At 59.7% G+C, this 21,753-nt stretch carries 20 protein-coding genes and 2 tRNA genes; 2 read left to right on the top strand and 20 right to left on the bottom strand.

Annotated elements, in window-relative coordinates; all coding sequences use genetic code 11:
* Positions 1–161: 161 nt before the first annotated feature.
* From PGW49_RS05325 to PGW49_RS05260, 14 genes are all read right to left on the bottom strand, one after another.
* Positions 162–710 carry a DUF2798 domain-containing protein gene (locus tag PGW49_RS05325; RefSeq protein WP_270225813.1) on the bottom strand — a complete coding sequence of 183 codons (549 nt, stop codon included), beginning with the start codon at positions 708–710 and terminating at the stop codon, positions 162–164.
* A 313-nt stretch (positions 711–1,023) separates the two neighbouring features.
* On the bottom strand, positions 1,024–2,592 hold the full coding sequence (locus PGW49_RS05320) for a threonine/serine exporter family protein (protein WP_270225812.1): 1,569 nt from the start codon (positions 2,590–2,592) through the stop codon (positions 1,024–1,026).
* A gap of 335 nt (positions 2,593–2,927) precedes the next feature.
* The gene (gene lysS, locus PGW49_RS05315; protein WP_270225811.1) at positions 2,928–4,892 is read right to left on the bottom strand and encodes a lysine--tRNA ligase; all 1,965 of its coding nucleotides are present in this window, start codon (positions 4,890–4,892) and stop codon (positions 2,928–2,930) included.
* Positions 4,893–4,970: 78 nt separating this feature from the next.
* The gene (greA, locus tag PGW49_RS05310) at positions 4,971–5,441 is read right to left on the bottom strand and encodes a transcription elongation factor GreA (protein WP_117820769.1); all 471 of its coding nucleotides are present in this window, start codon (positions 5,439–5,441) and stop codon (positions 4,971–4,973) included.
* A 107-nt stretch (positions 5,442–5,548) separates the two neighbouring features.
* Positions 5,549–5,824: a twin-arginine translocase TatA/TatE family subunit gene (gene tatA / locus PGW49_RS05305; protein WP_195444097.1), complete on the bottom strand. Its 276-nt coding sequence runs from the start codon at positions 5,822–5,824 to the stop codon at positions 5,549–5,551.
* Positions 5,825–5,936: 112 nt separating this feature from the next.
* Positions 5,937–6,013, bottom strand: a tRNA-Pro gene (locus PGW49_RS05300).
* Positions 6,014–6,062: 49 nt separating this feature from the next.
* Positions 6,063–6,959 carry a 4-(cytidine 5'-diphospho)-2-C-methyl-D-erythritol kinase gene (ispE, locus tag PGW49_RS05295; protein ID WP_270225810.1) on the bottom strand — a complete coding sequence of 299 codons (897 nt, stop codon included), beginning with the start codon at positions 6,957–6,959 and terminating at the stop codon, positions 6,063–6,065.
* Positions 6,960–6,961: 2 nt separating this feature from the next.
* Entirely contained in the window at positions 6,962–7,258 is a 297-nt protein-coding gene (locus tag PGW49_RS05290) for a Veg family protein (protein WP_006234957.1), read from the bottom strand.
* A 113-nt stretch (positions 7,259–7,371) separates the two neighbouring features.
* On the bottom strand, positions 7,372–7,818 hold the full coding sequence (gene dtd, locus PGW49_RS05285; RefSeq protein ID WP_270225808.1) for a D-aminoacyl-tRNA deacylase: 447 nt from the start codon (positions 7,816–7,818) through the stop codon (positions 7,372–7,374).
* A gap of 3 nt (positions 7,819–7,821) precedes the next feature.
* Positions 7,822–8,463 (bottom strand): RdgB/HAM1 family non-canonical purine NTP pyrophosphatase, encoded by a 642-nt coding sequence (gene rdgB / locus PGW49_RS05280; RefSeq protein WP_022094898.1) that lies wholly within the window; start codon positions 8,461–8,463, stop codon positions 7,822–7,824.
* A 140-nt stretch (positions 8,464–8,603) separates the two neighbouring features.
* Positions 8,604–9,329, bottom strand: a complete 726-nt coding sequence (rph, locus tag PGW49_RS05275) for a ribonuclease PH (protein ID WP_270225806.1) — start codon at positions 9,327–9,329, stop codon at positions 8,604–8,606.
* A 55-nt stretch (positions 9,330–9,384) separates the two neighbouring features.
* Positions 9,385–10,269, bottom strand: coding sequence for a glutamate racemase (gene murI / locus PGW49_RS05270; RefSeq protein ID WP_117778584.1), 885 nt, complete (start codon positions 10,267–10,269; stop codon positions 9,385–9,387).
* A 53-nt stretch (positions 10,270–10,322) separates the two neighbouring features.
* The gene (locus tag PGW49_RS05265; RefSeq protein WP_270225804.1) at positions 10,323–11,234 is read right to left on the bottom strand and encodes an HAD family hydrolase; all 912 of its coding nucleotides are present in this window, start codon (positions 11,232–11,234) and stop codon (positions 10,323–10,325) included.
* A gap of 34 nt (positions 11,235–11,268) precedes the next feature.
* Positions 11,269–12,753, bottom strand: coding sequence for a Mur ligase family protein (locus PGW49_RS05260; protein ID WP_270225803.1), 1,485 nt, complete (start codon positions 12,751–12,753; stop codon positions 11,269–11,271).
* Between the two features lie 333 nt (positions 12,754–13,086).
* On the opposite strand from PGW49_RS05260, the gene asnB reads away from it, so the two are divergent.
* Both asnB and PGW49_RS05250 read left to right on the top strand, forming a co-directional pair.
* Positions 13,087–14,955: an asparagine synthase (glutamine-hydrolyzing) gene (asnB, locus tag PGW49_RS05255; protein WP_035137562.1), complete on the top strand. Its 1,869-nt coding sequence runs from the start codon at positions 13,087–13,089 to the stop codon at positions 14,953–14,955.
* Between the two features lie 57 nt (positions 14,956–15,012).
* Positions 15,013–15,088: transfer RNA gene (locus PGW49_RS05250), tRNA-Val, on the top strand.
* A gap of 617 nt (positions 15,089–15,705) precedes the next feature.
* Here PGW49_RS05250 and PGW49_RS05245 read toward each other — a convergent pair.
* The 6 genes from PGW49_RS05245 to PGW49_RS05220 all read right to left on the bottom strand — a co-directional run bounded on the left by PGW49_RS05245 (position 15,706) and on the right by PGW49_RS05220 (position 21,748).
* Complete coding sequence (locus tag PGW49_RS05245; RefSeq protein ID WP_270225801.1) at positions 15,706–16,989, bottom strand: aminotransferase class III-fold pyridoxal phosphate-dependent enzyme; 1,284 nt, start codon at positions 16,987–16,989, stop codon at positions 15,706–15,708.
* A 68-nt stretch (positions 16,990–17,057) separates the two neighbouring features.
* Complete coding sequence (gene argB / locus PGW49_RS05240) at positions 17,058–18,038, bottom strand: acetylglutamate kinase (RefSeq protein WP_270225800.1); 981 nt, start codon at positions 18,036–18,038, stop codon at positions 17,058–17,060.
* 81 nt (positions 18,039–18,119) lie between these two features.
* Positions 18,120–19,385: a bifunctional glutamate N-acetyltransferase/amino-acid acetyltransferase ArgJ gene (gene argJ, locus PGW49_RS05235; protein ID WP_270225799.1), complete on the bottom strand. Its 1,266-nt coding sequence runs from the start codon at positions 19,383–19,385 to the stop codon at positions 18,120–18,122.
* 134 nt (positions 19,386–19,519) lie between these two features.
* Complete coding sequence (argC, locus tag PGW49_RS05230) at positions 19,520–20,590, bottom strand: N-acetyl-gamma-glutamyl-phosphate reductase (protein WP_270225797.1); 1,071 nt, start codon at positions 20,588–20,590, stop codon at positions 19,520–19,522.
* A gap of 256 nt (positions 20,591–20,846) precedes the next feature.
* Positions 20,847–21,257 carry a pyridoxamine 5'-phosphate oxidase family protein gene (locus tag PGW49_RS05225; RefSeq protein WP_117745769.1) on the bottom strand — a complete coding sequence of 137 codons (411 nt, stop codon included), beginning with the start codon at positions 21,255–21,257 and terminating at the stop codon, positions 20,847–20,849.
* Positions 21,258–21,301: 44 nt separating this feature from the next.
* A complete protein-coding gene (locus PGW49_RS05220) occupies positions 21,302–21,748 on the bottom strand; it encodes a pyridoxamine 5'-phosphate oxidase family protein (protein ID WP_270225796.1) in 447 nt (148 codons plus the stop codon).
* Positions 21,749–21,753: the final 5 nt, after the last annotated feature.

Raw genomic sequence — 21,753 nt, 5'->3', positions numbered from 1 at the left:
GCACCAACAGATTGTTCTGCGCGCTAGCACGTCGGGCAACGGAGCAGCACGGGGCCTCCGGTCATGCGCACCGCTCACGCCCGCGATGTCGCCGAGAGAGCTATCCACGCTTAGGGCTCCAACCAAGCAAGTCGCCCGCGCTCAGCAGATCCCTAAGCGAGCTACTCGCACTCAGGAGCCATAGCCTGCTCCAAGAGCTCGGCATGCTCCTCCTCGAAAACCGTCCCCACAGGGAAGGCGCGACGGAAGACGAAGTGGGAAATCGGACCGGCTACCAAAAGGTTCCACGGCAGCGCCATCACAAAATTATGCGGGATGTTGATCATCCAGATCGCGGGCACGGAATACAGGTTCGCAAGGATGCCGCCGGGCATGTGCGTCAGACCCTCGCAGGCACCGTACAGCGACATGATGATGACCATGGGAACGACCATGCAGGAGCTAACGGCGAGCGTCATGGCGAGCGGCGAGCTCTTGCCCGGCGCGACCAAGTACTTAAAGGCGAAACCCTTGGCGAGCGGGCTGGCGACGAACCAGTCGCAGCACATGGCAAAAATGTAGGCAACGGGGAAGCCGAGCCACGCAGCGGCAACGACCTCGCCGTTGATGGCCCCGTGCTGCAGGGCAACGTTGTAGATGCTCATCCAGAGCACCATGCAAAAGCACATGATAAAGGTGAACAGCAGGCTCTCTCGTTTGTTGATAGGCATAAAGGGCATGGTCCTTTCCGTGTTACGCCGCGGCATCACGCAACAAAAACGGGCGGGCAAGATGGAGCTGTTGGGACTTCATCTCGCCCGCCCGTGATACGTGCGTCTGCGACTACTTATGTGGTGGAACCAGCCTAGCACGAAAACCCCGCGCTTCGTAAGCGTTGAGTTTATGAAGATGCAGGGCACCAATAATCCCCCGACCCCCTAAGTTGCGGTGGAATACGGACTGTTTTGACCCTTTAAGCAGCAATTCAGTCCCTATTTCACCGCAACTCATTTGGTGCAAAGTAACATGTCCCCCTTGCACCAATTAGCTGGTATGGCGCCAGCGAGGGTCGGTGAGCGTACGTGCCACACCCAGGCCAACGGGCAAAAACGCCACGATGAGCACTGCACGCACAAACCAGCCGAGCATATTGACCGTGTCGAAGGTGCACATGTAATACATCGAGCGATACAGATACAAACCCGGCACCATAATGACAATCGATGGCACCGTGAGGGCGATACGTGGATAGGTGAGTTTGATTTCAGCTAAGCTCGCGAGCAGCCCCGATACCAGCGCACCGATAAACGCAGCCGCCTCGGGAGGCATGCCCGCACTCAGCCCCAGGAAGGGAAGCATCGTCGGCGCATCGACGAGCGCAAGACGCAAGGTATTGGACACGGCGCCGATGAGCCCTGCCGCCGCTGCCATCTTTACTGGGCTGTTGAACATAACCGAGAAGCCAAATACGCCGATAAAGCTCATCAGTATGCGCAAGAGCGTAAGAGCCAACGGTGAGAGGCCGAGCGGGGCGAAGTCATCCGGCGCCAGTCCCACGCACTCGGCAACCATCCAACCCACGAGGGTCGCCATCACAATAATCGATACGGCATACGAAAGGCGCTCGATACCGCTTCGCATGTCGAGCTTAGCGATGTCGAGGCCTGCCGTAATGAGCGGAAAGCCGGGAATCACAAAGAGCATGGCGCCGATATAGCCTTCTTGGTGCGACATTGCCCCCGGTATGACCTGGCCAAGGCCGAGCAATGCCAGCAGATACGAAACGCAAGCGAGCGCAACGCCGGTCGTCAGCGCGCTGAACTGACCAAGGCCTTGCTTGAGAATATGGGAGCGGGCAAAGTTGCCGACACCCGCGCCTACGAACGCGCATGCCATCTCAATAGGACCGCCACCAAGTAAAAAGACAAAGGCGCCACAGGCGCAGGCCGCCGCAAGGCCCTGTTGCCAAGGCGCGTAATCAGGTTTTGAACTCTCAACGGTCTTGAGCATCTCGTGATACTCGTGCACCGTGAAGCGACGACCATAGGTCTCGATTTCCTTGAGGAAACTCTCCATCATCCAAATGCGATGGGTATTGACGCCCGTTGTGGGCAAGCTGACGACCTCATTAAAGCAGTGGCCATCTTCGATGCAGGTGCACTCAAACGATAGGAGACTCAGGTCGACATGGATGGTGACGCCGAGCACGTCAGCAACACGATTCATGGTATCGCGCACGCGCCAGGCACCCGTTCCGCTCGCGAGCATAAGCATACCGGTGCGGCAGATGATGGATGATTTATCGGTGAGCGGCGCATCGACGGCAAGTTCATCGCCTGCCGTCACGATCTGGTGCCAGTCAGTTTTCATATGGAGCGCGCCGGCACGGACACCGTGGTGCATGGGGGCTCTCGAAAGCAGCGAGTCAAGGCGCGAAGGCTGTGAGGGCTCCGCCGATTCGCCCTCGTCCTCGTCGGGCTCTTCATCGACCAGATCAAAGGAATCAAGCGGCGCTGGCTCGCGACGGTCGATCAGCTCCTCGTCCTCATCATCAAAGTAATTGAACTGATCGAGCATGTCCTCTTCGATTGAACGCTCGCTCGCGTCGTCCATATAGACGCTCCCTTCCTACCGACTAACCCCCATCCTAGGCAGCAACGGCTAAAGGAAACATAAAAGAGACGGCTGTCATGCGAACCATGCGCGCAATAGCCGTGGGTAGTCGTTTAAGAACGTCCACAATGACTACATCGATGTTCTAAGTGTCAACCAAGTCAACGCCGCAGATAGAGGACGGACAGCGAGCGACGTCCAGAGCGAACAAGTTGGCATGAAAAAGGCAAGGCATAGACCTTCTGGTCATGCCTTGCCTTTTGAATGACAAATTGTCGCTCTGGGCGGCGCGCAGCGTCGAGCGGTTACGGCGTTTGGTAAAACGCCGTAACCCCCTAGTACATCTTTGCGCCGGCAGGGATGGAAGCGTCGAGCTGAATCAGGTTGAGGCGCTCCTCGCCCTCCTCCTCATGGATGGCGCTGATGAGCATGCCGCAGCTGGGGATACCCATCATCTTGCGCGGAGGCAGGTTGGTGATGGCGAGCAGGGTCTTGCCGACCAGGTCCTCGGGCTCATAGTATTCATGGATGCCGGAGAGAATGGTACGGTCAGTGCCGGTACCGTCATCGAGCGTAAAGTTCAGCAGCTTCTTGGACTTCTTGACGGCCTCGCATGCCTTGACCTTCACGGCGCGGAAGTCGCTCATAGAGAAGGTATCGAAGTCGACGAACTCCTCAAACAGCGGCTCGACGGCAATCTTGGAATAATCGACCGTGGGCTTGAGGGGCTTGACGAAGGGGCTCGCGGTGTTGCCGGCCTCGGCAGCCTTGGCAGCAGCGGCACCGGACTGGAAACCCTTCTCGGGCTTCATGTGCGGGAACAGCAGCACGTCGCGGATGGAAGCCTGGTTGGTGAGCAGCATGACCACGCGGTCGATACCGATGCCAATGCCGCCCGCGGGAGGCATACCGTACTCGAGGGCGCGCACGTAATCCTCGTCGTACTCCATGGCCTCGTCGTCGCCGCCGGCCTTCTCGGCCATCTGGGCAGCGAAGCGCTCGGCCTGGTCGACCGGGTCGTTGAGCTCGGAGAACGCGTTCGCGTACTCGTGGCCGGCGATGACCAGCTCAAAGCGATGGGTCAGGCGCGGGTCATCCTCAAAGCGCTTGGCAAGCGGGCTAACCTCGATGGGGTAATCGCACACGAAGGTGGGGTTGACGATGGTGTCCTCGCCCAGCTCATCGTAGATCTCGGCGATGATCTTGCCGGCGGTCCACTCGGGCTTGATCTCCAGGCCCTTCTCGCGTGCGGCGGCAGCGAGCTCCTCAACCGGCGTGTCGATGGTGACCTGCTTGCCGAGCACGTCGGAGACGATGTCGGTCATGGGACGGCTGGCCCACTCACCAGAAAGGTCGATGGTCTGGCCCTGATACTCAATAACCTCGGGGTTGCCGATAGCCTTGTTAGCGGCCTTAATGACGCCCTGAGCGAGCGCCTTCATGCCCTCGAGATCGGAGAAGGCGCGGTAGGCCTCCATCGTGGTGAACTCGGGGTTGTGAGTAAGGTCCATGCCCTCGTTACGGAAGATACGGCCGATCTCGAACACGCGCTCAAAGCCACCGACGATGCAGCGCTTGAGGTGCAGCTCGGTAGCAATGCGCAGGTAGCACTCCTGGTCGAGCGCGTTGAAGTGCGTGATGAACGGCTTAGCCGTAGCGCCGCCCTGGATAGTCTGCAGAATGGGGGTCTCGACCTCCATGTAGCCATCGGACTCCATAAAGCGGCGGAACGTGGAGAGAATCTGCGAACGCTTACGGAAGGTCTCGCGAACGTCGTCGTTGGCGATCAGGTCGACATAGCGCTGGCGATAGCGGGTCTCCTTGTCGGAGAGACCGTGGAACTTCTCGGGCAGCGGGCGAACGGCCTTGGACAGCAGCGTCGCGCTCTTGGGGGCAACGGAAAGCTGGCCACGCTTGGTGCGCACGACTACGCCGGTCACGCCCAGGATATCGCCCAGGTCGAGCGCCTTGAGCGTGTTCCAGGCGGCCTCGTCCATATCGTTGATGCGGCAGAACAGCTGGATCTCGCCGGTCGCGTCGCGCACGACGATGAACATGATCTTGCCCTGACCGCGCTTGGCAACCACACGGCCGCCGATCTTCACGACGTCCTCGGTGTCCTCGCCATCGGCAAGCTCGGCGTACTTAGCCTCGATATCGGCGACGTAGTCCTCAATCTCGGAGTGCTCGGGATACGGGTTCTGGCCCGCCTCGAACAGGGAGGCACGCTTGGCCAGGCGGGTGGCGCGCTCGTCGTTGAGCGTCGATGCCTGATCGGCGGCGTTCTGGTTTTCTGCCATAGTTAGCTCCTCAAACTAAAACGCTCCCCAGGATTCGGTCCCAGGGAGCGAAAACATACCTTTACGCGGGACCGTGGTCTAGCGTGCAATCTTGGCGATGGTGTAGACGCGAGTCTTGCCGGAAGGCGTAACAACCTCGACGGAGTCGCCCTCGCCATGACCAATGATGGCGTGGCCGACCGGAGACTCGTTGGAGATCTTGTGCTCGAGCGAGTTGGTCTCGGTGGTACCGACAAGCGTGACCTCGATGAGCTCACCGTTGGGGTCGACCAGGGTAACAGTCGAGCCGATGGAGACGGTCAGGTCGCCCGTGCTGGCAGCGATCTGAGCGTTGGCAAGGATGGCCTGGATCTCGGCGATACGAGCGGCGTTCTGGGCCTGCTTGTCCTTGGCGGCATCGTACTCGGAGTTCTCCGAAAGGTCGCCGAACGCGCGAGCTTCCTTGATGTCCTCGACGATCTCCTTGGCGTAATCGCCCTCACGCCAAGCGAGCTCCTCGACGAGCTTCTGGCGGCCCTCAGCGGTCAGTACGATCTGGCTTGCGTCCATACGGATATCTCCCCAACTATGATGTAACGATCAACTGTCAACAAAAACGAAAAAGACCGGCTAGCCTGCGGGCAAGCCGGTCAGGTGCTCACCCCAAAGGGATGGGACTACTCTGCGTCCGCGTCGCTGTCCTCTGCCTTCTTTTGCTTGGCAGCAGCGAGCTTGGCCTCGAGCTCTGCGATCTCCTTGTCCTCCTTGGACTCCTCGACCACAACCTCCTCGGCCTGCTTGGTTTCGCCCTTATCGTCGCCCTCCATACCCTCGCGGATATTCTTGACGGTAGAGCCGAGGGACTTACCGAGCTTCGGCAGGTTCTTAGGCCCAAAGATAATCAGGACAACAACGAGAATAATGATGAGCTCAGGAGCCCTCAGTCCAAACATGTAGACCTCCACAATACAGCGAGACAAGCTCGAATGAGTATACCGCGGGTATCGCGGTATCACAACAATAGCTAAAAAAAGGGACCGCAAGAAGCGGTCCCTCCTCATGCTCTGGTCGGGTTGACTGGATTTGAACCAGCGACCCCTGCGTCCCGAACGCAGTGCTCTACCAAACTGAGCCACAACCCGTTAGCTCGACTATAGTAACAAAGATTTCCGTCGTGTGCCAGAGAAATTTTTACTTCTTTGGCGCTTCAATGCGAACCGTGTCGGAAATGAGCTCCGTTGCATAAGCCCACCAGCCGTTTTGTTGAGCGACTGCCGCAAGATTAACTGCCGTGGCGGCAGTATCGCAAATGGCAAACGAGCAGGCACCCGAACCGCACACGTTTGCGGCAATGATACCGTCCTGTGAACGAAGCCAGTCGAGCACCGTTTGAATCCGCGGCTCCATCTGCGCGGAAATGACTCCCAGGTTGTTGTGGACGAGCGCGTAGGCCGCCTCTGCGTCTCCCGAGCGAAGGGCAGACGCGATCGCTCCGGGCTTGTCCGCAGGCGCTGGGGTCTCGTCAAAACGTCGATAGGCTTCAATTGTTGAAACGCTTGCCTCGCGCGGCTTGACCAGCACGACGGGTGTCGCGGGAAGTGCGGGGTACTCGGTTGCCAGCACGTCTCCCCCACCCACGCAAAATGCAGGGCTGGCATGCAAAAAGAAGGGAACGTCGGCGCCAATGCCGCGCGCGATGTTGTCCAGCGCGGGATCGGCACGGTCGATACCCCACAGCTCTGCCAAGGCGACAATGACCGCCGCGGCATCCGTCGAAGGACCGCCCAGGCCGGCACACAACGGGATGCGCTTCTCGATCGTGATGCAGACGTTGGCTTCACGACCATAATGCTCGGCCATAGCGAGCGCAGCACGATACGCCGTATTCTTTTGCATGGGAAAGTCGGATGTCGGAATCGTCTGGACGGTCAGCGCCTGTGCCGGCGTAACCGTCACGGTATCGACAAGACCGACGGCTGCCATCAGGGAATCGACCTTATGGTAGCCGCGGTCGTCACGCTCGGTATGAACCCCCAGATAGAGGTTGATCTTTGCCGGCGCGGAAAGGGTCAGGGACCAATCGGTCACCGCTAGTGCTCCTCGAGCTGATTGCCGAGCGGGGTAAAAATGTGCTCGCCGCTCTCGGGGTCGAACAGCTCGACCTGGCCGGTGAGAACATCAATATACTGGTAGGACTGACGCGACTTGCGGCCACGGCGCTCGTCGACCTCGACGATAAAGACTGCCGGATGGACGCTCTTGATGGTGCCCATGCGCTCGACGACGCGGGTGCGGCCCATGTTGGCCTTCACCTTAACGCGATCGCCCACCATATCGGTCAGCTTCTCGTGGATGTCGTCGACGTGATTGACTTCCATCTCTTCCATGAACAGGGCCTCCAGAAGGTGCAATTCAAAAAGGGGATAATACCCCTAAGATAGACAAAACTCTAATACTATAGCACCCTGTTGTGGCCATACGCAAGTAGCTAATTAGCTACTTACAGAGCATCGGTGTCCAGGACGATGGTGAATGGACCGTCGTTGACGAGGTCGACCTTCATGTCGGCGCCGAAGATGCCATGCGCTACGTGCTCGACGTCCTCGCGCACAAGCGTCAGGAAGTACTCGTAGAGCTCGTTGGCGACATCGGGGGCGCCAGCATCCGTAAACGATGGGCGGCGGCCGTGACGGCAATCGGCGAACAGCGTGAACTGCGACACCACGAGAACCTCGCCGTCGACATCGGCAAGTGCCAGGTTGGTCTTGCCGTTCTCGTCCTCGTTAATGCGCAAGCCCCGGAGCTTGCCCCACAGCTTATCGGCCTCGGCGCGCGTGTCGCCGTGACCCACGCCCAGCAGTACCAGATAGCCGCGCCCAATTTTGCCCACGCACTCGTCGTCGACCGTCACGCCGGCGTTGAGCACGCGCTGCACTACTGCACGCACGGCCTACTCCTCGCCCGTCAGTTTGGCGGATAGGTGCTCGAGCGCATGGAATCGATGGCTGATGGCGTTCTTCTCGTCCGCCGTCAGCTCGGCCATGGTCTTGCCCGGCGTGTCGACCGGCAGGAACAGCGGGTCGTAGCCAAAGCCGTGATCGCCGCGACCCTCGTGTGCGATAACACCCTCGCAGGCGCCCTCACCATAGGTGACCAAACCGTCCGTGTCGATGAGCGCGACGACGCTCATAAAGCGCGCAGTGCGGTCCTCGTCGGCCACGCCTTCCAGGTTAACGAGCAGTTTGGCATTGTTGGCGGCATCGTCGCCGTGAACGCCCGCGTAGCGCGCGCTATACACACCGGGCTCACCATCCAGCGCGTCAACGACCAGGCCCGAATCGTCGGCAATGGCCATGAGCCCCGTCTCTTCGACGGCAGCCTGCGCCTTGATGATGGCGTTCTCCAAAAATGTCGTACCGTTTTCCTCGGGGTCCTCAAAATCGCCCAGCTGACCGAGCGCCACAAAGCGAACCTCGGGCATAACCTTGCCCAAAATGGCCTCGATCTCGGTGAGCTTATGGGCGTTGCCCGTTGCCACGACGATGGTCGCCGCCGGGTCGAGGGTGTCGATGTCGATCTTCTCAAGTGCCATGAGTGGTCTCCTTGTCCGTATAGCAAAGTCACGTAAAAGGGACCGGTCCGTCGACGTCTCCCCTTTCATGTGGCATCAACCTTATCTATCGGCGTTTCCGCAGATAAAACCTGCCAAAATAAACATCCCTTTTTGGCAGGCTAGGCGAGAGCTTGGCGCTGGAGCTCGATGAGCTCGGCAATGCCCTTGTCGCCCAAATCGAGCAGGGAATTGAGGCGCTTGCGGTCGAAGGGCGCCTGCTCGCCAGTGCCCTGGAGCTCGATCATCTCGCCGGTGTCGGTAGCGACGAGATTCATGTCGACCTCGGCGTGACTGTCCTCGGAATAATCCAGGTCGAGCAGGGTGTTGCCATCGACAACGCCCATGGAAATCGCGGCGACCTGGCCCGTGAGCGGGATGCGCTCGAGCTTACCCGCCTCGACCCACATGGCAAGGGCGTCGTGCAGTGCCACCCAGGCGCCGGTAATGCTCGCCGTTCGCGTGCCGCCGTCTGCCTGAATCACGTCGCAGTCGACGGTGACGGTGTACTCGCCGAGCGCCTTCATGTTGACGACGGTGCGTAGGCTGCGGCCGATCAGACGCTCAATCTCCATGGAGCGACCCTTGCGGTTGGCGTGCTCGCGCTTGCAGCGCTTGCCGGTCGATGCCGGCAGCATGGCATACTCCGCCGTTACCCAACCGGCCTTGGCGCCCTTGCGCCAGCCCGGCACGCCCTCCTCGATGGTGGCAGCGCACAGCACGCGCGTATCGCCAAACTCGGCCAGGCACGAACCGTGGGCGTGCTTCATGACACCGCGAGTAAGCTTGATGGGGCGCAGCTCATCGGCGGCGCGGTCGTTGGCGCGATTGACCTGCATGTACTCCATAGAAATATCCTTTCGGCAAAAGGTGAACGTGAGCCTTTGGTCGGTGACCTTATATCTATTTCAGTTCGTCGATATCGATATGCTCAATGCTTTTGAGCGGCTGGCCAAAGATAAAACTGCCCGCCACCGCAAACTCAGCAATGTTATCGGCCGTCGTTGCAAAACGATGCTGCGGCTCGGCCGCGTCGCCCGCCAGCTGCTCGCGGCGCGTGAGAATATCGGTCAGCTCGCGCGTGGTCTCCTCGGCGGAGCTCACCACGCGCACTCCGGGACCCAGCGCATGGCGAATAGGCCCCACGAGCAGCGGAAAATGCGTGCAGCCGAGTACCACGGTATCGATGCCGTGGTCGCGCAGCGGTTCAACCGTGGCGCCGACCAGCGCGCGTACGGCAGGCGTATCAAAGATGTCCTCGTTCTCGAGCCACTGCTCTTGCAGATGTGCGCCCGAGGCGAGCTCGTGCTCAACGACCTCGACAAAGCTCGAGGCAGGGCAGCCGTATACGTCGACGCCGGCATCCAGGTCCTGGATGGCACGCGTGTAAGCGCCTGAGCGAATGGTGAGGTTGGTGGCGAGCACGCCCACCCGGCGCGTGCGGGTGCTGTTGATTGCCGCGCGTGCGCCCGGTGCGATCACGCCGATGACGGGGACGTCGAGCACCTGCTGGGCCAAACGCAAGGCCGCAGCGGTCGCTGTATTGCAGGCGATGACCATGATCTTGACGTCGTGCTTCGACAGCCAACGGCCCGCCTGCAGTGCAAACGAGCGCACCTCGTCCTCGGTGCGGGTGCCGTAGGGGCAGCGCTTGGTGTCGCCAAAGTAGTAGACGGACTCGTGCGGCAACGCCGTTGCGATGGCGCGTGCAACCGTCAGACCGCCCAGACCAGAATCGAACACGCCAATGGGACGTGTGTCGCCAGCCAGATTCTCGATATCGGACATTACCTCACCAGATTCTCTCTCGAAAAGATATGGCTCAGAACTATAGGGCCGCGCTACGAACGAGCCGCGACGAGCAGCTCTGCCGTTGCCGCCCAGCCGTCGACAATCTTGCCGCGCGTGACGTAGGCGTTATCGCAGGTATCCAGGAACTCGGGCGCGCCGGCGCTGGTCAAACCGTTCTCGACCAGGCAGAACGTGCCCACGTGGTCAGCCATGTAGAAGTCGGACTCGGAATCGCCGAGCGCCAGCGTCTCCTCGCGCTCGATACCCAGGTGCTCGCAGAAACGTGCGATGGCAACGCCCTTGTTGAGACCGGCGGGATTGATGTTAAACGCGCGGCCATCCTCGACGCGTTCGAGCTCGAGCGTCGTCGGCTTGGACAGATGCGTCAGATGGCCGTTGCAGGCCCAGACCAGACCGCAGCCAGCCTCGTCAAGAATGGCCTGGACCTCGTCGTCGGGCACATCGCCGCGCATGCCGACGGTGACCTCGCGGTACTTGTAGCCAGTCGACATGTCGTTGTGGTACTCGATCTTATGCGGCCAGCGGGCAAGGATCTTCTCGCACACGCCGGTCTGCTCGATCACCTGATGCGGTGTGAGGCCGCAGGCGGGGTCGTAAGGCATGTCGCCGGTCAGATACTCCCAATCGTTAGCTTTGAGGTCGTACATGACCAGGCCGCCCATCTCGCCGATGTAGGAGTTGAGGCCGAGCACGCGGGCGTCTTCGTGGATCATGGTGCGATTGCGACCCGAGGTGGGGACCACCTGGATGCCGGCACGAGCGAGCGCGACAACCGCCTCGACGAGCTTGGTCGAGGGATTGCCGTCGTTATCGCGCAGCACGCACGAGCCGGGTGCGAGCATCGTGGCGTCCAGGTCGGTAAAGACGTACTTAACCTTGGCAAGACGCTCGCGCATCTCGCCCGAAAGCTCAGCGACGGTCGGCAGGGTATTGTGGGACATGGTCACTCCATTTACGTAGAAGGGGCTTCTGGTCTTAGGCATCGTACGCCGCAAGGGTGCGCTTGAGAATCGAACCGTCGCGCTCACAAGGCTCGGGTCCGTTCTTGCGCAGCATACACTCTTCCTCGCCCTTACCGGTCACGATGACCACGGCAGGACGGACGGTCTCGCGCACGGCAGTCTCGATAGCGGCAACGCGATCAGTCACGATTTGCCAGTTATCATTTCCCTGCGCTTGAACGTTGCGCGCGATCTCGGCGCAAATATCCTCGACATCCTCGGGGCCGGGGTCATCCTCGGTAATCACGATTCGGTCGGCATACTTGCCAGCGGCGATGCCCATCGTGGTGCGTCGATCGACACCCTTACCGCCCGTAGCGCCAAATACAACCGCCAGCTCGCGCTCGGGATAGTTCTCGCGCAAGTCGCGCAGAAGTGTCTCGAGGCTCATGCCGTTATGTGCAAAATCGACGACGCCCAAGATTTTGCCCGATACGGACGGATAGAGCTCCATACGGCCGGGAACGAAGACGCCCTCAAAGCCATGGACGATACCCTCTTCGGAAATGCCCAGGGCCTCGGCGCAGGCAATAGCGGCAAGCGCGTTGGACACATTGAATTTAACCGGCGTGGGAATCACCATGTCGCGCGTAAAGCGGGGCGTGCGCACCGTTGCCACCACGCCGCAGTCACCATTGCGAATCGCCAGCGCAAGCACGTCGGCACGCTCGTCGGTCAGGGAGAACGTCACCGTACGTTCGCAACGAGATGCCGCCTCGAGCACACGATCGACTTTATCCATATCGAGATTGACCACGGCAAAACGGCTCTGCGAGAAAATTTTGAGCTTGCTGGCAAAGTAATCCTCGAGCGTCGGATGCTCAATCGGCGAAATGTGATCCTCGCCGATATTGGTAAAGGCGCCGACTTCAAAGGCGATCTTGCCCGTGCGCTCGTATTTGAGGCCCTGGCTCGATGCCTCCATAACCAGCCACGGGGCACCCGCCTCCGCAGCATGCGCGATGCGAGACTGCAGCATGAAGGATTCGGGGGTCGTCAGTTTGGAAGGGCCCGTCTCGATGCCGTCGTCGAACTCAATGCCCGTATTAAGAGCGGGTCGATGACAGCCCGTAATCTTGGCCTCGTTGGCGAGAATGCCGCGCAGATAAAAGCTACAGGTCGACTTGCCCTTGGTGCCTGTAAAGGCGCAGACCTTCACCTTACCCGACGGGTGCCCATAAAAGGCATCTGCCACCACGGCGAGCGTGCGACGAATATCACTCACAATCACCGCGGGAAGATCAACATCGTAATCAACCTCGGAAACGTAGGCCACGGCGCCATCGGAGATTGCCGAAAGCAGGTACTCGCGCTTAAACGTACGGCCCTTGCAGACAAACAACGTGCCCGGACGCACCTGGCGCGAGTCATCAGTTGCAAACTCAATGCGCTGGTCGCACGAAGCGCTCGGTCTGGAAACAACAAGGTCATCTTCCTCGAGCAACTCTATATAGCGCATCAGAGTTAGCTTCTCTTGTGTCGGACTCGACATACAAAGACCTCTCTCGCTAAGCCCAGCCTCAATTGCCTCGAGACCAAACCGATTCAACAAAACCCTTTCAATACTAGCAGCCATCGTAATATGCCGCCCAATCTTGTATCGGGCACAGATTGCTAAATCTTGGAACCGCTACCGGAAGCCCGGACGAGTCACGCCGTGGTTTTTTCGGTTCGCTCGGCGCTTATGCCCTATCACGAAACAAAAGATTGGCATGATAGTAAAGATTATTTGACATCAGCTGCCGCGATCCTTGCGGCAGTACACCTGAGCCGTCAGCAGAAAGGATCTTGCATGTGCGGTTTTGTCGGTTTTACCGGTACAGATGAACAGAGTGAGCTGGTTCTCACGGCCATGATGAATCGCATCATCCACCGTGGTCCCGATATGGGCGGCCAGCATATCGTCGACAACGTTGCCCTTGGCTTCCGTCGTCTTTCGATTCTCGATCTTTCCGAAGCTGGAGCTCAGCCCATGTCGAGCGACGACGGCAAGGTCACGATTGTCTTCAACGGAGAGATCTACAACTTCCAGGAGCTTCGCGCCGAGCTGGAGGCAGCCGGCTACGCCTTCCACTGCAACGCCGATACCGAGGTCCTGGTACACGGTTACGAGGAGTGGGGCGAGGACCTGGTCAACCGCCTACGCGGCATGTACGCGTTCGTGATTCACGACCAGAACAAGAACAAACTCTTCGGCGCTCGCGACATCTTTGGTATCAAGCCGTTTTATTACTACCAGGCATCCGATGGCTCACTGCTGTTTGGCTCCGAGATCAAGAGCTTCCTGGACCATCCCAAGTTTGAGAAGGCTGTCAACCACGACGCGCTACGCCCCTACTTGACGCTGCAATTCCCCGCCACGGAGGAGACCTTCTTTAAGGGCGTGTTCAAGCTTGCCCCGGCGCATTGCTTTACGTATGACCTGACGACCAACACCATGGACATCAAGCGTTACTGGAGCTGTGACTTCACCGACGACAACTCCAAGACCTTCGAGGAGTACGTGGACGAGTGCGACAAGGTCGTGCACGAAAGCGTCGCTGCGCACCGAATCGCCGATGTTAAGGTGGGCTCGTTTCTTTCTGGCGGCGTGGACTCCAGCTACATTGCCGCCTGCCTTATGCCCGACACCACGTATTCTGTCGGCTTCGATTACAAGAACTTCAACGAGACCAACTACGCTGCCGAGCTTTCCGACAAGCTGGGCATCAAGAATGTGCGCAAGATGATTACCGCCGACGAGTTCTTCGATGCGCTGCCCGATATCCAGTATCACATGGACGAACCGCAATCGAACCTGTCCAGCGTGCCGTTGTACTATCTGGCGCAGATGGCTTCCGAGGAGGTCACCGTCGTCCTTTCGGGCGAAGGTGCCGACGAGCTGTTTGCCGGCTATGAGTGGTACGAGGACACCCCCGAGATGCGCTCCTTTAAGAAGCGCGTGCCGCTCGGCGTACGTCGCGCCCTGGGCTCGCTCGTTCAGCATCTCCCCTACTTTAAGGGCCACAACTTCCTGACGAAATGCGCCGAGGTTCCCGAGCGTTGGTATGTGGGTCAGGCAAAGGTGTTCGATCCCTCCGAGGTCGACGAGGTGCTCAAGCCCGCTTATGACACCGGCAAGAACGCCGCCGAGATGTGCGCCGAGTACTACAAGCAGGTTCCCAACTGCTGCGAGCTTTCCAAGAAACAGTATCTGGATATGAACATGTGGCTGCCGGGCGACATCCTGCTCAAGGCAGACAAGATGTGCATGGCGCATTCTCTGGAGCTTCGCGTCCCGTTCCTGGACAAGAAGGTCATGGAGTTTGCCGAGCACATTCCCGCCAACTACCGTGTTAACGAAGAAGGCTGCAAGCTCGTCCTGCGTCACGCCGCCAACCGCACGCTGCCCGACGAGTGGGCAACGCGCAAGAAGGTGGGCTTCCCCGTACCGGTCAAGTTCTGGCTTCGCGAGCAAAAGTACTACGACTACGTAAAGGAATACTTCACCGCACCGTGGGCTGCTGATTTCTTTGACACCGATGCGCTCATGAAACTGCTTGACGATCACTTTGAGGGTCGCGCGCTCAACCAGCGCAAGATCTATACCACGCTGACGTTCCTCATCTGGTACAAGCGCTTCTTTATCGACGAGGACAAGGGCGCCGAAGTCGCCGCGTAAGTTTCGTTATGGATTAGCGGTGAACAGCACGGGGTTTCCGCTATACTCAATCCCTGCGGGCGATTGGCGCAACGGTTAGCGCAGGTGCTTTACACGCACAAGGCTGGGGGTTCGAATCCCTCATCGCCCACCACTTGATTGAAAAGGCTCCCAGCGATGGGGGCCTTTCCTTTTTGGGCCCCGTGCAGAGGGATTCGAACCCGCAAGGGTGCGGAGCTGAGGAAACGCGTAAGCGTTTTCCAGCGCAGCACGCGAGGAGCGAAGCGACGAAGCGGGGCGCGGGCGGCGCCAGCCGCACGCGGACACCCCTCATCGCCCACCACATGATTGAAAAGGCTCCCAGCGATGGGGGCCTTTCCTTTTTGGGCCCCGTGCAGAGGGATTCGAACCCGCCAGCACGTCTGCCACAAAGGCCGTGGCCAAAAAATGGCAAAAATGAGTACTGCTACTTTGTTTGCAACATATAATAAGATAGTATTTGCCTAAGTTACGCAACATGTGTCCATTATAAGGACTAACAGTTGGATTAAAATCGTGTATTCATCGCCATTTCGTCTTGCTATCTAGCCTTATTAGTCCAAAATTGCTGCTACCAAATCGGTAACAGTACTCATATTTGATGTTTTTTGACCAGCAGGTCTCCCCCGCCTTAGCAAATCTAAGACAAAACGGGGTCCAGACCGCTGAATCGTGCCGCATAAGGCACGTCCGCAGTCCGGAACCCGGTCCAAATTGAGCTATTGCGTTGTGTTAGGCCAAAACGTCCGACAAAATCTCGATCAGGCTGTCCACGTCGGCTTCCTCGCAGACAAGCGGCGGCAGGAAACGCAGTGTATGAGCTCCGGTCGCGTTAATCACGGCACCGGCCTCCAGCGCCCGGGCAACAATGTCATGCGCATCGCCCGCAGCGTCATCCAGATCGCAGCCGAGCATCAGGCCACGTCCACGCACCTCGGTAACGTGCGGCAGCTTGGCGAGCTCTGCCTCCATATAGGCGCCAACCTTGGCGGCATGCTCGGCATAATCGCCGCGCACAAGCGCGGAGAGTGTCGCGGCACATGCCGCGATGGCCAAGCAGCTACCGCCGAAGGTCGAACCATGATCGCCGGGCTTAAACACGTCGGCGATCTCCTTCTTTGCCACCACGGCGCCCATGGGGACGCCGTCGGCGATGCCCTTGGCAAGACTCATGATGTCAGGCTCCACGCCATAGGTCTGGAATGCAAACGGCTTGCCGGAGCGGAAGATGCCACACTGGACCTCGTCGGCGATAAGAACGGCGCCCACCTCGTGCGCCAAGTCGCGCGCAGCCGCCATAAACTCCTCGGTCATGGGATGCACGCCGCTCTCGCCCTGGATCGGCTCGAGCATCACGGCGCAAATCTCGCTTCCGAGCTGCTTAAAGATTGCGCGCAGTTCATCGACATCGTTGGGCGTGCAGGCCACAAAGCCGCCCGGCAGCGGACGAAAACTGTCCTGCAGCCAATCCTGCATGGTCGCCGCAATGGTCTCGAGCGTACGACCGTGGAAACCGCCGCGCATGCACACGATGGTGTTGCCACCGTTGCCGGCACGCTTGGCGTACAGGCGCGCGAGCTTCATCGAGCCCTCGTTGGCCTCGGCACCGGAGTTGGCAAAGAACGTCTCCCACACCTGCTCGCCCGCAGCCGGAACGCCAAGCGCCGCCGCCGTAGTCTCGTCGCCGGCGGCAATCGCGTCGGCAAGCACGCACGCGCCATCCACATCGTCGTTAGCGAGCTTGGACAGTAGCGCCGCGACCTGGCCACGCTGCTCGATGTAGAAATAGTTGGAGACATGCAAGAGCTTTTTGGTCTGCGTCTCGAGCGCCGACAGCACTGCCGCATTGCCGTGGCCTAGGCTGCATACGCCAATACCTGCAAGAAAATCGAGATACTCACGGCCATCGTCACCGATGAGCTTCATACCGTGACCCTCGACAAATTCGACCGGAGAGCGACCAAAGGTGTGCATAACATAATGGGATTCGAGTGATTGTTGAGCTGCAAGTGACATGGGATACCTTTCGTTAAGCGCCAGGAAGCGCAAACTGTAAGCGTAATGGCGTGGCGATTTAAAACCGACTAGACCGTTTGAAGCTTCTCGACCTCGTCGAGGTTCTCGGTCAGGCGCGCCGCAAACGTCGAAAGCGGGTGCGGATGCGTATCGAACTCGTAAGCCGTCTCGGTGGAGTGGATCACGGTACCGACGCCAGCATCGGTCAGCAGCTCCAGCAGCAGCGAGTGCGGCGTCGTGCCGTTGATGATGTGGGCTCGGAACACGCCAGCGGTAAGCGCATCGACGGCGGCGCGAAGCTTGGGGATCATGCCCTTGTCGACCTCGCCGCCGTAGAGCATCTCATTGACCTCGTCGAGCGTCAGGTTGGAGATGAGCGAATCCTTATTGCTAAAGTCCTTGTACAGGCCGTCGACATCGGTCAAAAAAATCGCTTTGTGCGCGTGAAGCGCCGCCGCAACGGCACCGGCGGCGGTATCGGCGTTGATGTTGAAGAAGCCACCGTCCTCCCCCGCCGCGACCGTGGCGATAACGGGAATGTACTCGCTATCGAGCAAACGCTCGATATAGTCGGTGTTGACGTGCGTGACCTTGCCTACGCGGCCGAGCTCTGGGTCGAGTGGCTCGGCGATAAGGGTACCGGCGTCGCTGCCGGACACGCCCACGGCAAGGTTGCCGTGGTGGTTGAGTGCCGCGACCAGCTCCTGATTGACCTTGCCACCCAGTACCTCGCGAACGATGTCCATGGTGGCAGGAGTAGTCACGCGCTGGCCGTTCTTAAACTCGACGGGGATGTCGTAGTGGCTGAGCGCCTCGTTGATGGCCTTTCCGCCACCGTGCACGATAACAGGGCGCATGCCGATAATCTTGAGCAGGACGATGTCGCTCATCACGTCACGACGCAACTGCTCGTCGACCATGGCGGCACCGCCGTACTTGATAACGACCGTCTTACCGGTCAGGTTCTTAATCCACGGCAGCGCCTCGAACAGCAGCTGCGCGGTAACTTCATTGGATTCGCTCGAGCGACAATCGCGTGCGAACTTCATAGTCTGCCTCGTCTTTCGTGTAGCTATTGCGCCGTCCCTCGTTGCCCGCGATTGCAGCGGGACGCGCGGCACATCGGGAGTCTAGGAACGGTAGTCGCCGTTAATGGAGATGTACTCGTGCGTGAGGTCGCAAGTCCACACGGTGGTCGCCGCGTCCCCTGCGCCCAGGTCTGCCGAGATCACAATCTCGGGCGCCTCAAAACGTCGCAGGGCTTCGTCCTCATCGAAGGGGACCGTCAGGCCATCGCGACAGACGGGCATACCCATCATGTCGATGGACACATCTTCTTGGTTAAACTGCACGCCGCACTTGCCGAGCGCCATGGCAACGCGGCCCCAGTTGCAGTCGTGGCCGGCGATGCAGGTCTTGACGAGCGGCGAGTTGGCAACAGCACGGGCGGCGATATCGGCCTCCTCGTCGTTCGCGGCGCCGGTGACATTAACCGTCACGAGCTTGGATGCGCCCTCGCCATCTGCGGCGATGTTGCGCGCCAGGCTCTCGCACACCTCATGCACGGCAAAGGCCAACTCGTCAAAGGCATCGGAGCCCTCGACAATAGGCTCGGCATTTGCGGCAGCGCCGGAAGCGAACATGATGCAGGTGTCGTTGGTCGAAGTATCGGAGTCGACCGTTACCTTGTTGAAGGTCTGCTTGACGGTGGAGAGTAACAGGGCGTGAAGCGCCGCCGGCTCGACGGGGGCATCGGTAGTGATGACTGCGATCATGGTGGCCATGTTGGGCATGATCATACCCGAGCCTTTGCACATACCGCCCACCGTATAGGCATTACCTGCGTGCCCCGCGGCCTCGCTGCGGTAACACACGGCATACTCCTTGGAATGCGTGTCGGTCGTCATGATAGCGCGAGCGGCATCGGCGCCGCCGTGGGCGGAGAGTGCCTCGTAGGCGGCAGGAACGGCGGTCTCAAACGTGTCGATCGGCAGAATCTGACCAATTACGCCCGTGGAGGCGACCAGAATCTGCTGGGGCTCGCAGCCGATGACCTGCGAGGCGATGTTGCAGGTCTCGCGCGCGCAGGCAAGACCGGTTTCACCCGTGGCGGCGTTGGCGTTGCCAGAGTTGATAGAAACACCGGCGATGATGCCATAGCCCTTGTCGGCGCCGCCCAGGTTGGCACGGCTCACCTGCACGGGCGCCGCACAAAAGCGGTTAGTCGTAAACACGCCGGCCCCGGGACAGGGTTTATCGGGCACGACGAGCGCGTAATCCAGGCGCTCGGGATTCTTGCGGAATCCGGCATGGATGCCCGCCGCCTTAAAGCCGGCTGCCGCCGTTACGCCGCCCTCTACGGCACGGATCTTGATATCGAACTGCTCTGTATTCATCGTCTTTATGACTCCTTATGTCAAACAAAAAATGGGCATCGGTTGGTGCGCCATGCCAGCCACAATCATGAGACCAGCTTAAGAGTGGCGCCCCACTCGATGCCCGACTACCAAATCGTCAACAATCGAATGTGCTACACCGGGCACGCCACTGTGGGCAAGCCTCGTCGCTCATCAAAACCAAAGACGATGTTGGCGCACTGGACCGCCTGGCCTGCTGCGCCCTTGCACAGATTGTCGATGGCGCCCGTAGCCACCAGAACGCCCGCGCGTTTGTTGAGCGCGAGGCCGATCTGGGCGGCGTTGGTGCCGACGACCGAAGCCGTCTTGGGCTGCTGGCCGGCATCGAGTACGCGCACGAAGGTGCGACCGGCGTAGAACTGCTTGTAATGGTCGACAACGTCCTCAAGGGTCAAGGTATCGATAGCCTGCGGCGCAAGCGGCATCGTCACCGTAGAGAGCAGACCGCGCTTGAGCGGTGCCAGATGCGGGGTAAAGACGACACGATCGGTTAGGCCCAAGATCTGCTCGATTTCGGGCGTGTGACGATGCTTGCCCACGCCATAGGCCTCCAGGTTTTCGTCCGCGCTGCAAAAATGCGTACGGGCGTTGCAGGACTTACCGGCACCCGTCACGCCGCTGATAGCGTCAACGATCACGGGGCCACTCTGGGCAACCCAGCCGGCGCGCACGGCAGGCGCGGCGGCAAGGCTCGTTGCGGTGGGATAGCAACCGGCGCAGGCGACCAGTACAGGCTTGCCGTCGGCGTGGTCGGATGCAGCGGTCTCCAAATCCTGGCAGAACAGCTCGGGCAGACCAAAGGCGCGGCTCTTGAGTAGCTCGGGGCTCGTGTGCTCGGCGGCATACCAGGCCTCAAAGGTGGCCGGATCGCTCAGGCGATAGTCCGCCGAGAGGTCAATGCAGGAGACTCCCGCGGTAAGCAGGGCGGGCACCTGTGCCATGGCAGCCGTGTGCGGCACGGCCAAAAAGACCGCGTCGCAGTTCTTGAGCTCGGGGGCATCATGCGTCGTGAAGGCAAGATCGCTTACGCCGGCGAAGCTCGGGTACACCGCAGACAACGGCTGGCCGGCATCGGCGTTGGACGTAATGGCAGCAAGTTCAAACTCGGGATGACCGAGGACGAGGCGAATGAGCTCGGCGCCGGCATATCCAGCCGCACCGACGATTCCAACCTTTAAAGACATATCGGACTCCTTGTCTGCAGTTATGCACCAATACGTATCTCGCAGCCGTCGTTATGAAGTGGGTTGAAACTTTAGCACCAAAAGATGCATGAACACGTAAATGGCTTGCATATTCATGCATTGAAACATTCCCGACACATTCGCTTGAAGGAATTGACAAATGGAGCGGGCCCCGTATTGACCGGCGCTCCTAACGGCGCCGGGCAATACGGGGCCCGCCCATGCGAAAACCAAGTTGTTAGGATGAGCCAGCTGGCTAGAGCTCGACCGGCACCCATTCGTCGTGATTGCAGATAAAAGCCTCGGGATCCTCGACGCTAAAGAAGACGAGCGTGGGGTCGTTAGGCCCCTCATAGTGCTCGCCCAGGTGCTCTAGATGCTTCCACCCGGCTTCGCGCATTTCGTCTAAAGCCCGGTCATCCAAGCCGGCACGCCCGCGCAAGATGAGCCAGCCATGGCCCGGCCACCAACTCGTGGCCTCAAAGCGCTGGTTTTGCAGCAGCTCTTGCCACACATCTTTGGTGCGCGCTGTTACAAACCACAGCTTGCCATCCTGGATCTGCGCAAACGAAAACGGACGCACATGAGGCTGTCCGTCAACGCTCGTCGCCAAATACCATGCCGGCACCGACGTCAGATACTCCAACACCGTATTCAATCCGTCCACGTTTCCTCCTGTACTAGCTAGTTTGGGAGCCCGGTTTGTGCGAGCTAGAGCTCCAGGCGCTCCTCGCTGCCGTCGATATCACAGAAGCGGGCGGCGATATTGCGCACCGAGAAAAACGCAAGGCGGCCGTCGTTGGCACTATCGTGTTGCTCGCCAATGCCCACCATGTGCTTAAAGCCCGCCTGGCGCACCCGGTCACTCACGACCGCGTCGTCCTCGAGCGCGGCCTCGCCGGTCAGCACAATCCAACACTCCCCCGGTTTCCAACCCGAAACCTCAAACTTGGGGTTCGCGCTGAGCTCGGCCCACACATCCTTATCACGCGAGGTGCAAAACCACAGCTTGCCATCATCAACCATGGCAAACGAGAACGGCCTCACGCGCGGCTGATGTCCGTCCGTCACGTCGATCGTGGCGAGATACCACGCCGGAATACGCCTAAGATACGAACAGGCGCGCTCGAGCTGCGCCGTGCGGTCGTTGTCGGTCATAGGGA

It is taken from the genome of Collinsella aerofaciens (assembly GCF_027679495.1).
GTDB lineage: Bacteria > Actinomycetota > Coriobacteriia > Coriobacteriales > Coriobacteriaceae > Collinsella > Collinsella aerofaciens_AK.
This window is presented reverse-complemented; position numbering and strand designations above follow the sequence as displayed.

What these genes read in the sequence shown, in the direction of transcription:
- PGW49_RS05325 (WP_270225813.1), bottom strand. Translation starts at nt 710, where the DNA reads ATGCCTATCAACAAACGAGAGAGCCTGCTGTTCACCTTTATCATGTGC.
- PGW49_RS05320 (WP_270225812.1), bottom strand. Translation starts at nt 2,592, where the DNA reads ATGGACGACGCGAGCGAGCGTTCAATCGAAGAGGACATGCTCGATCAG.
- lysS (WP_270225811.1), bottom strand. Translation starts at nt 4,892, where the DNA reads ATGGCAGAAAACCAGAACGCCGCCGATCAGGCATCGACGCTCAACGAC.
- greA (WP_117820769.1), bottom strand. Translation starts at nt 5,441, where the DNA reads ATGGACGCAAGCCAGATCGTACTGACCGCTGAGGGCCGCCAGAAGCTC.
- tatA (WP_195444097.1), bottom strand. Translation starts at nt 5,824, where the DNA reads ATGTTTGGACTGAGGGCTCCTGAGCTCATCATTATTCTCGTTGTTGTC.
- PGW49_RS05290 (WP_006234957.1), bottom strand. Translation starts at nt 7,258, where the DNA reads ATGGAAGAGATGGAAGTCAATCACGTCGACGACATCCACGAGAAGCTG.
- rdgB (WP_022094898.1), bottom strand. Translation starts at nt 8,463, where the DNA reads ATGGCACTTGAGAAGATCGACATCGACACCCTCGACCCGGCGGCGACC.
- rph (WP_270225806.1), bottom strand. Translation starts at nt 9,329, where the DNA reads ATGGAGTACATGCAGGTCAATCGCGCCAACGACCGCGCCGCCGATGAG.
- murI (WP_117778584.1), bottom strand. Translation starts at nt 10,269, where the DNA reads ATGTCCGATATCGAGAATCTGGCTGGCGACACACGTCCCATTGGCGTG.
- PGW49_RS05265 (WP_270225804.1), bottom strand. Translation starts at nt 11,234, where the DNA reads ATGTCCCACAATACCCTGCCGACCGTCGCTGAGCTTTCGGGCGAGATG.
- PGW49_RS05260 (WP_270225803.1), bottom strand. Translation starts at nt 12,753, where the DNA reads ATGCGCTATATAGAGTTGCTCGAGGAAGATGACCTTGTTGTTTCCAGA.
- asnB (WP_035137562.1), top strand. Translation starts at nt 13,087, where the DNA reads ATGTGCGGTTTTGTCGGTTTTACCGGTACAGATGAACAGAGTGAGCTG.
- PGW49_RS05245 (WP_270225801.1), bottom strand. Translation starts at nt 16,989, where the DNA reads ATGTCACTTGCAGCTCAACAATCACTCGAATCCCATTATGTTATGCAC.
- argB (WP_270225800.1), bottom strand. Translation starts at nt 18,038, where the DNA reads ATGAAGTTCGCACGCGATTGTCGCTCGAGCGAATCCAATGAAGTTACC.
- argJ (WP_270225799.1), bottom strand. Translation starts at nt 19,385, where the DNA reads ATGAATACAGAGCAGTTCGATATCAAGATCCGTGCCGTAGAGGGCGGC.
- argC (WP_270225797.1), bottom strand. Translation starts at nt 20,590, where the DNA reads ATGTCTTTAAAGGTTGGAATCGTCGGTGCGGCTGGATATGCCGGCGCC.
- PGW49_RS05220 (WP_270225796.1), bottom strand. Translation starts at nt 21,748, where the DNA reads ATGACCGACAACGACCGCACGGCGCAGCTCGAGCGCGCCTGTTCGTAT.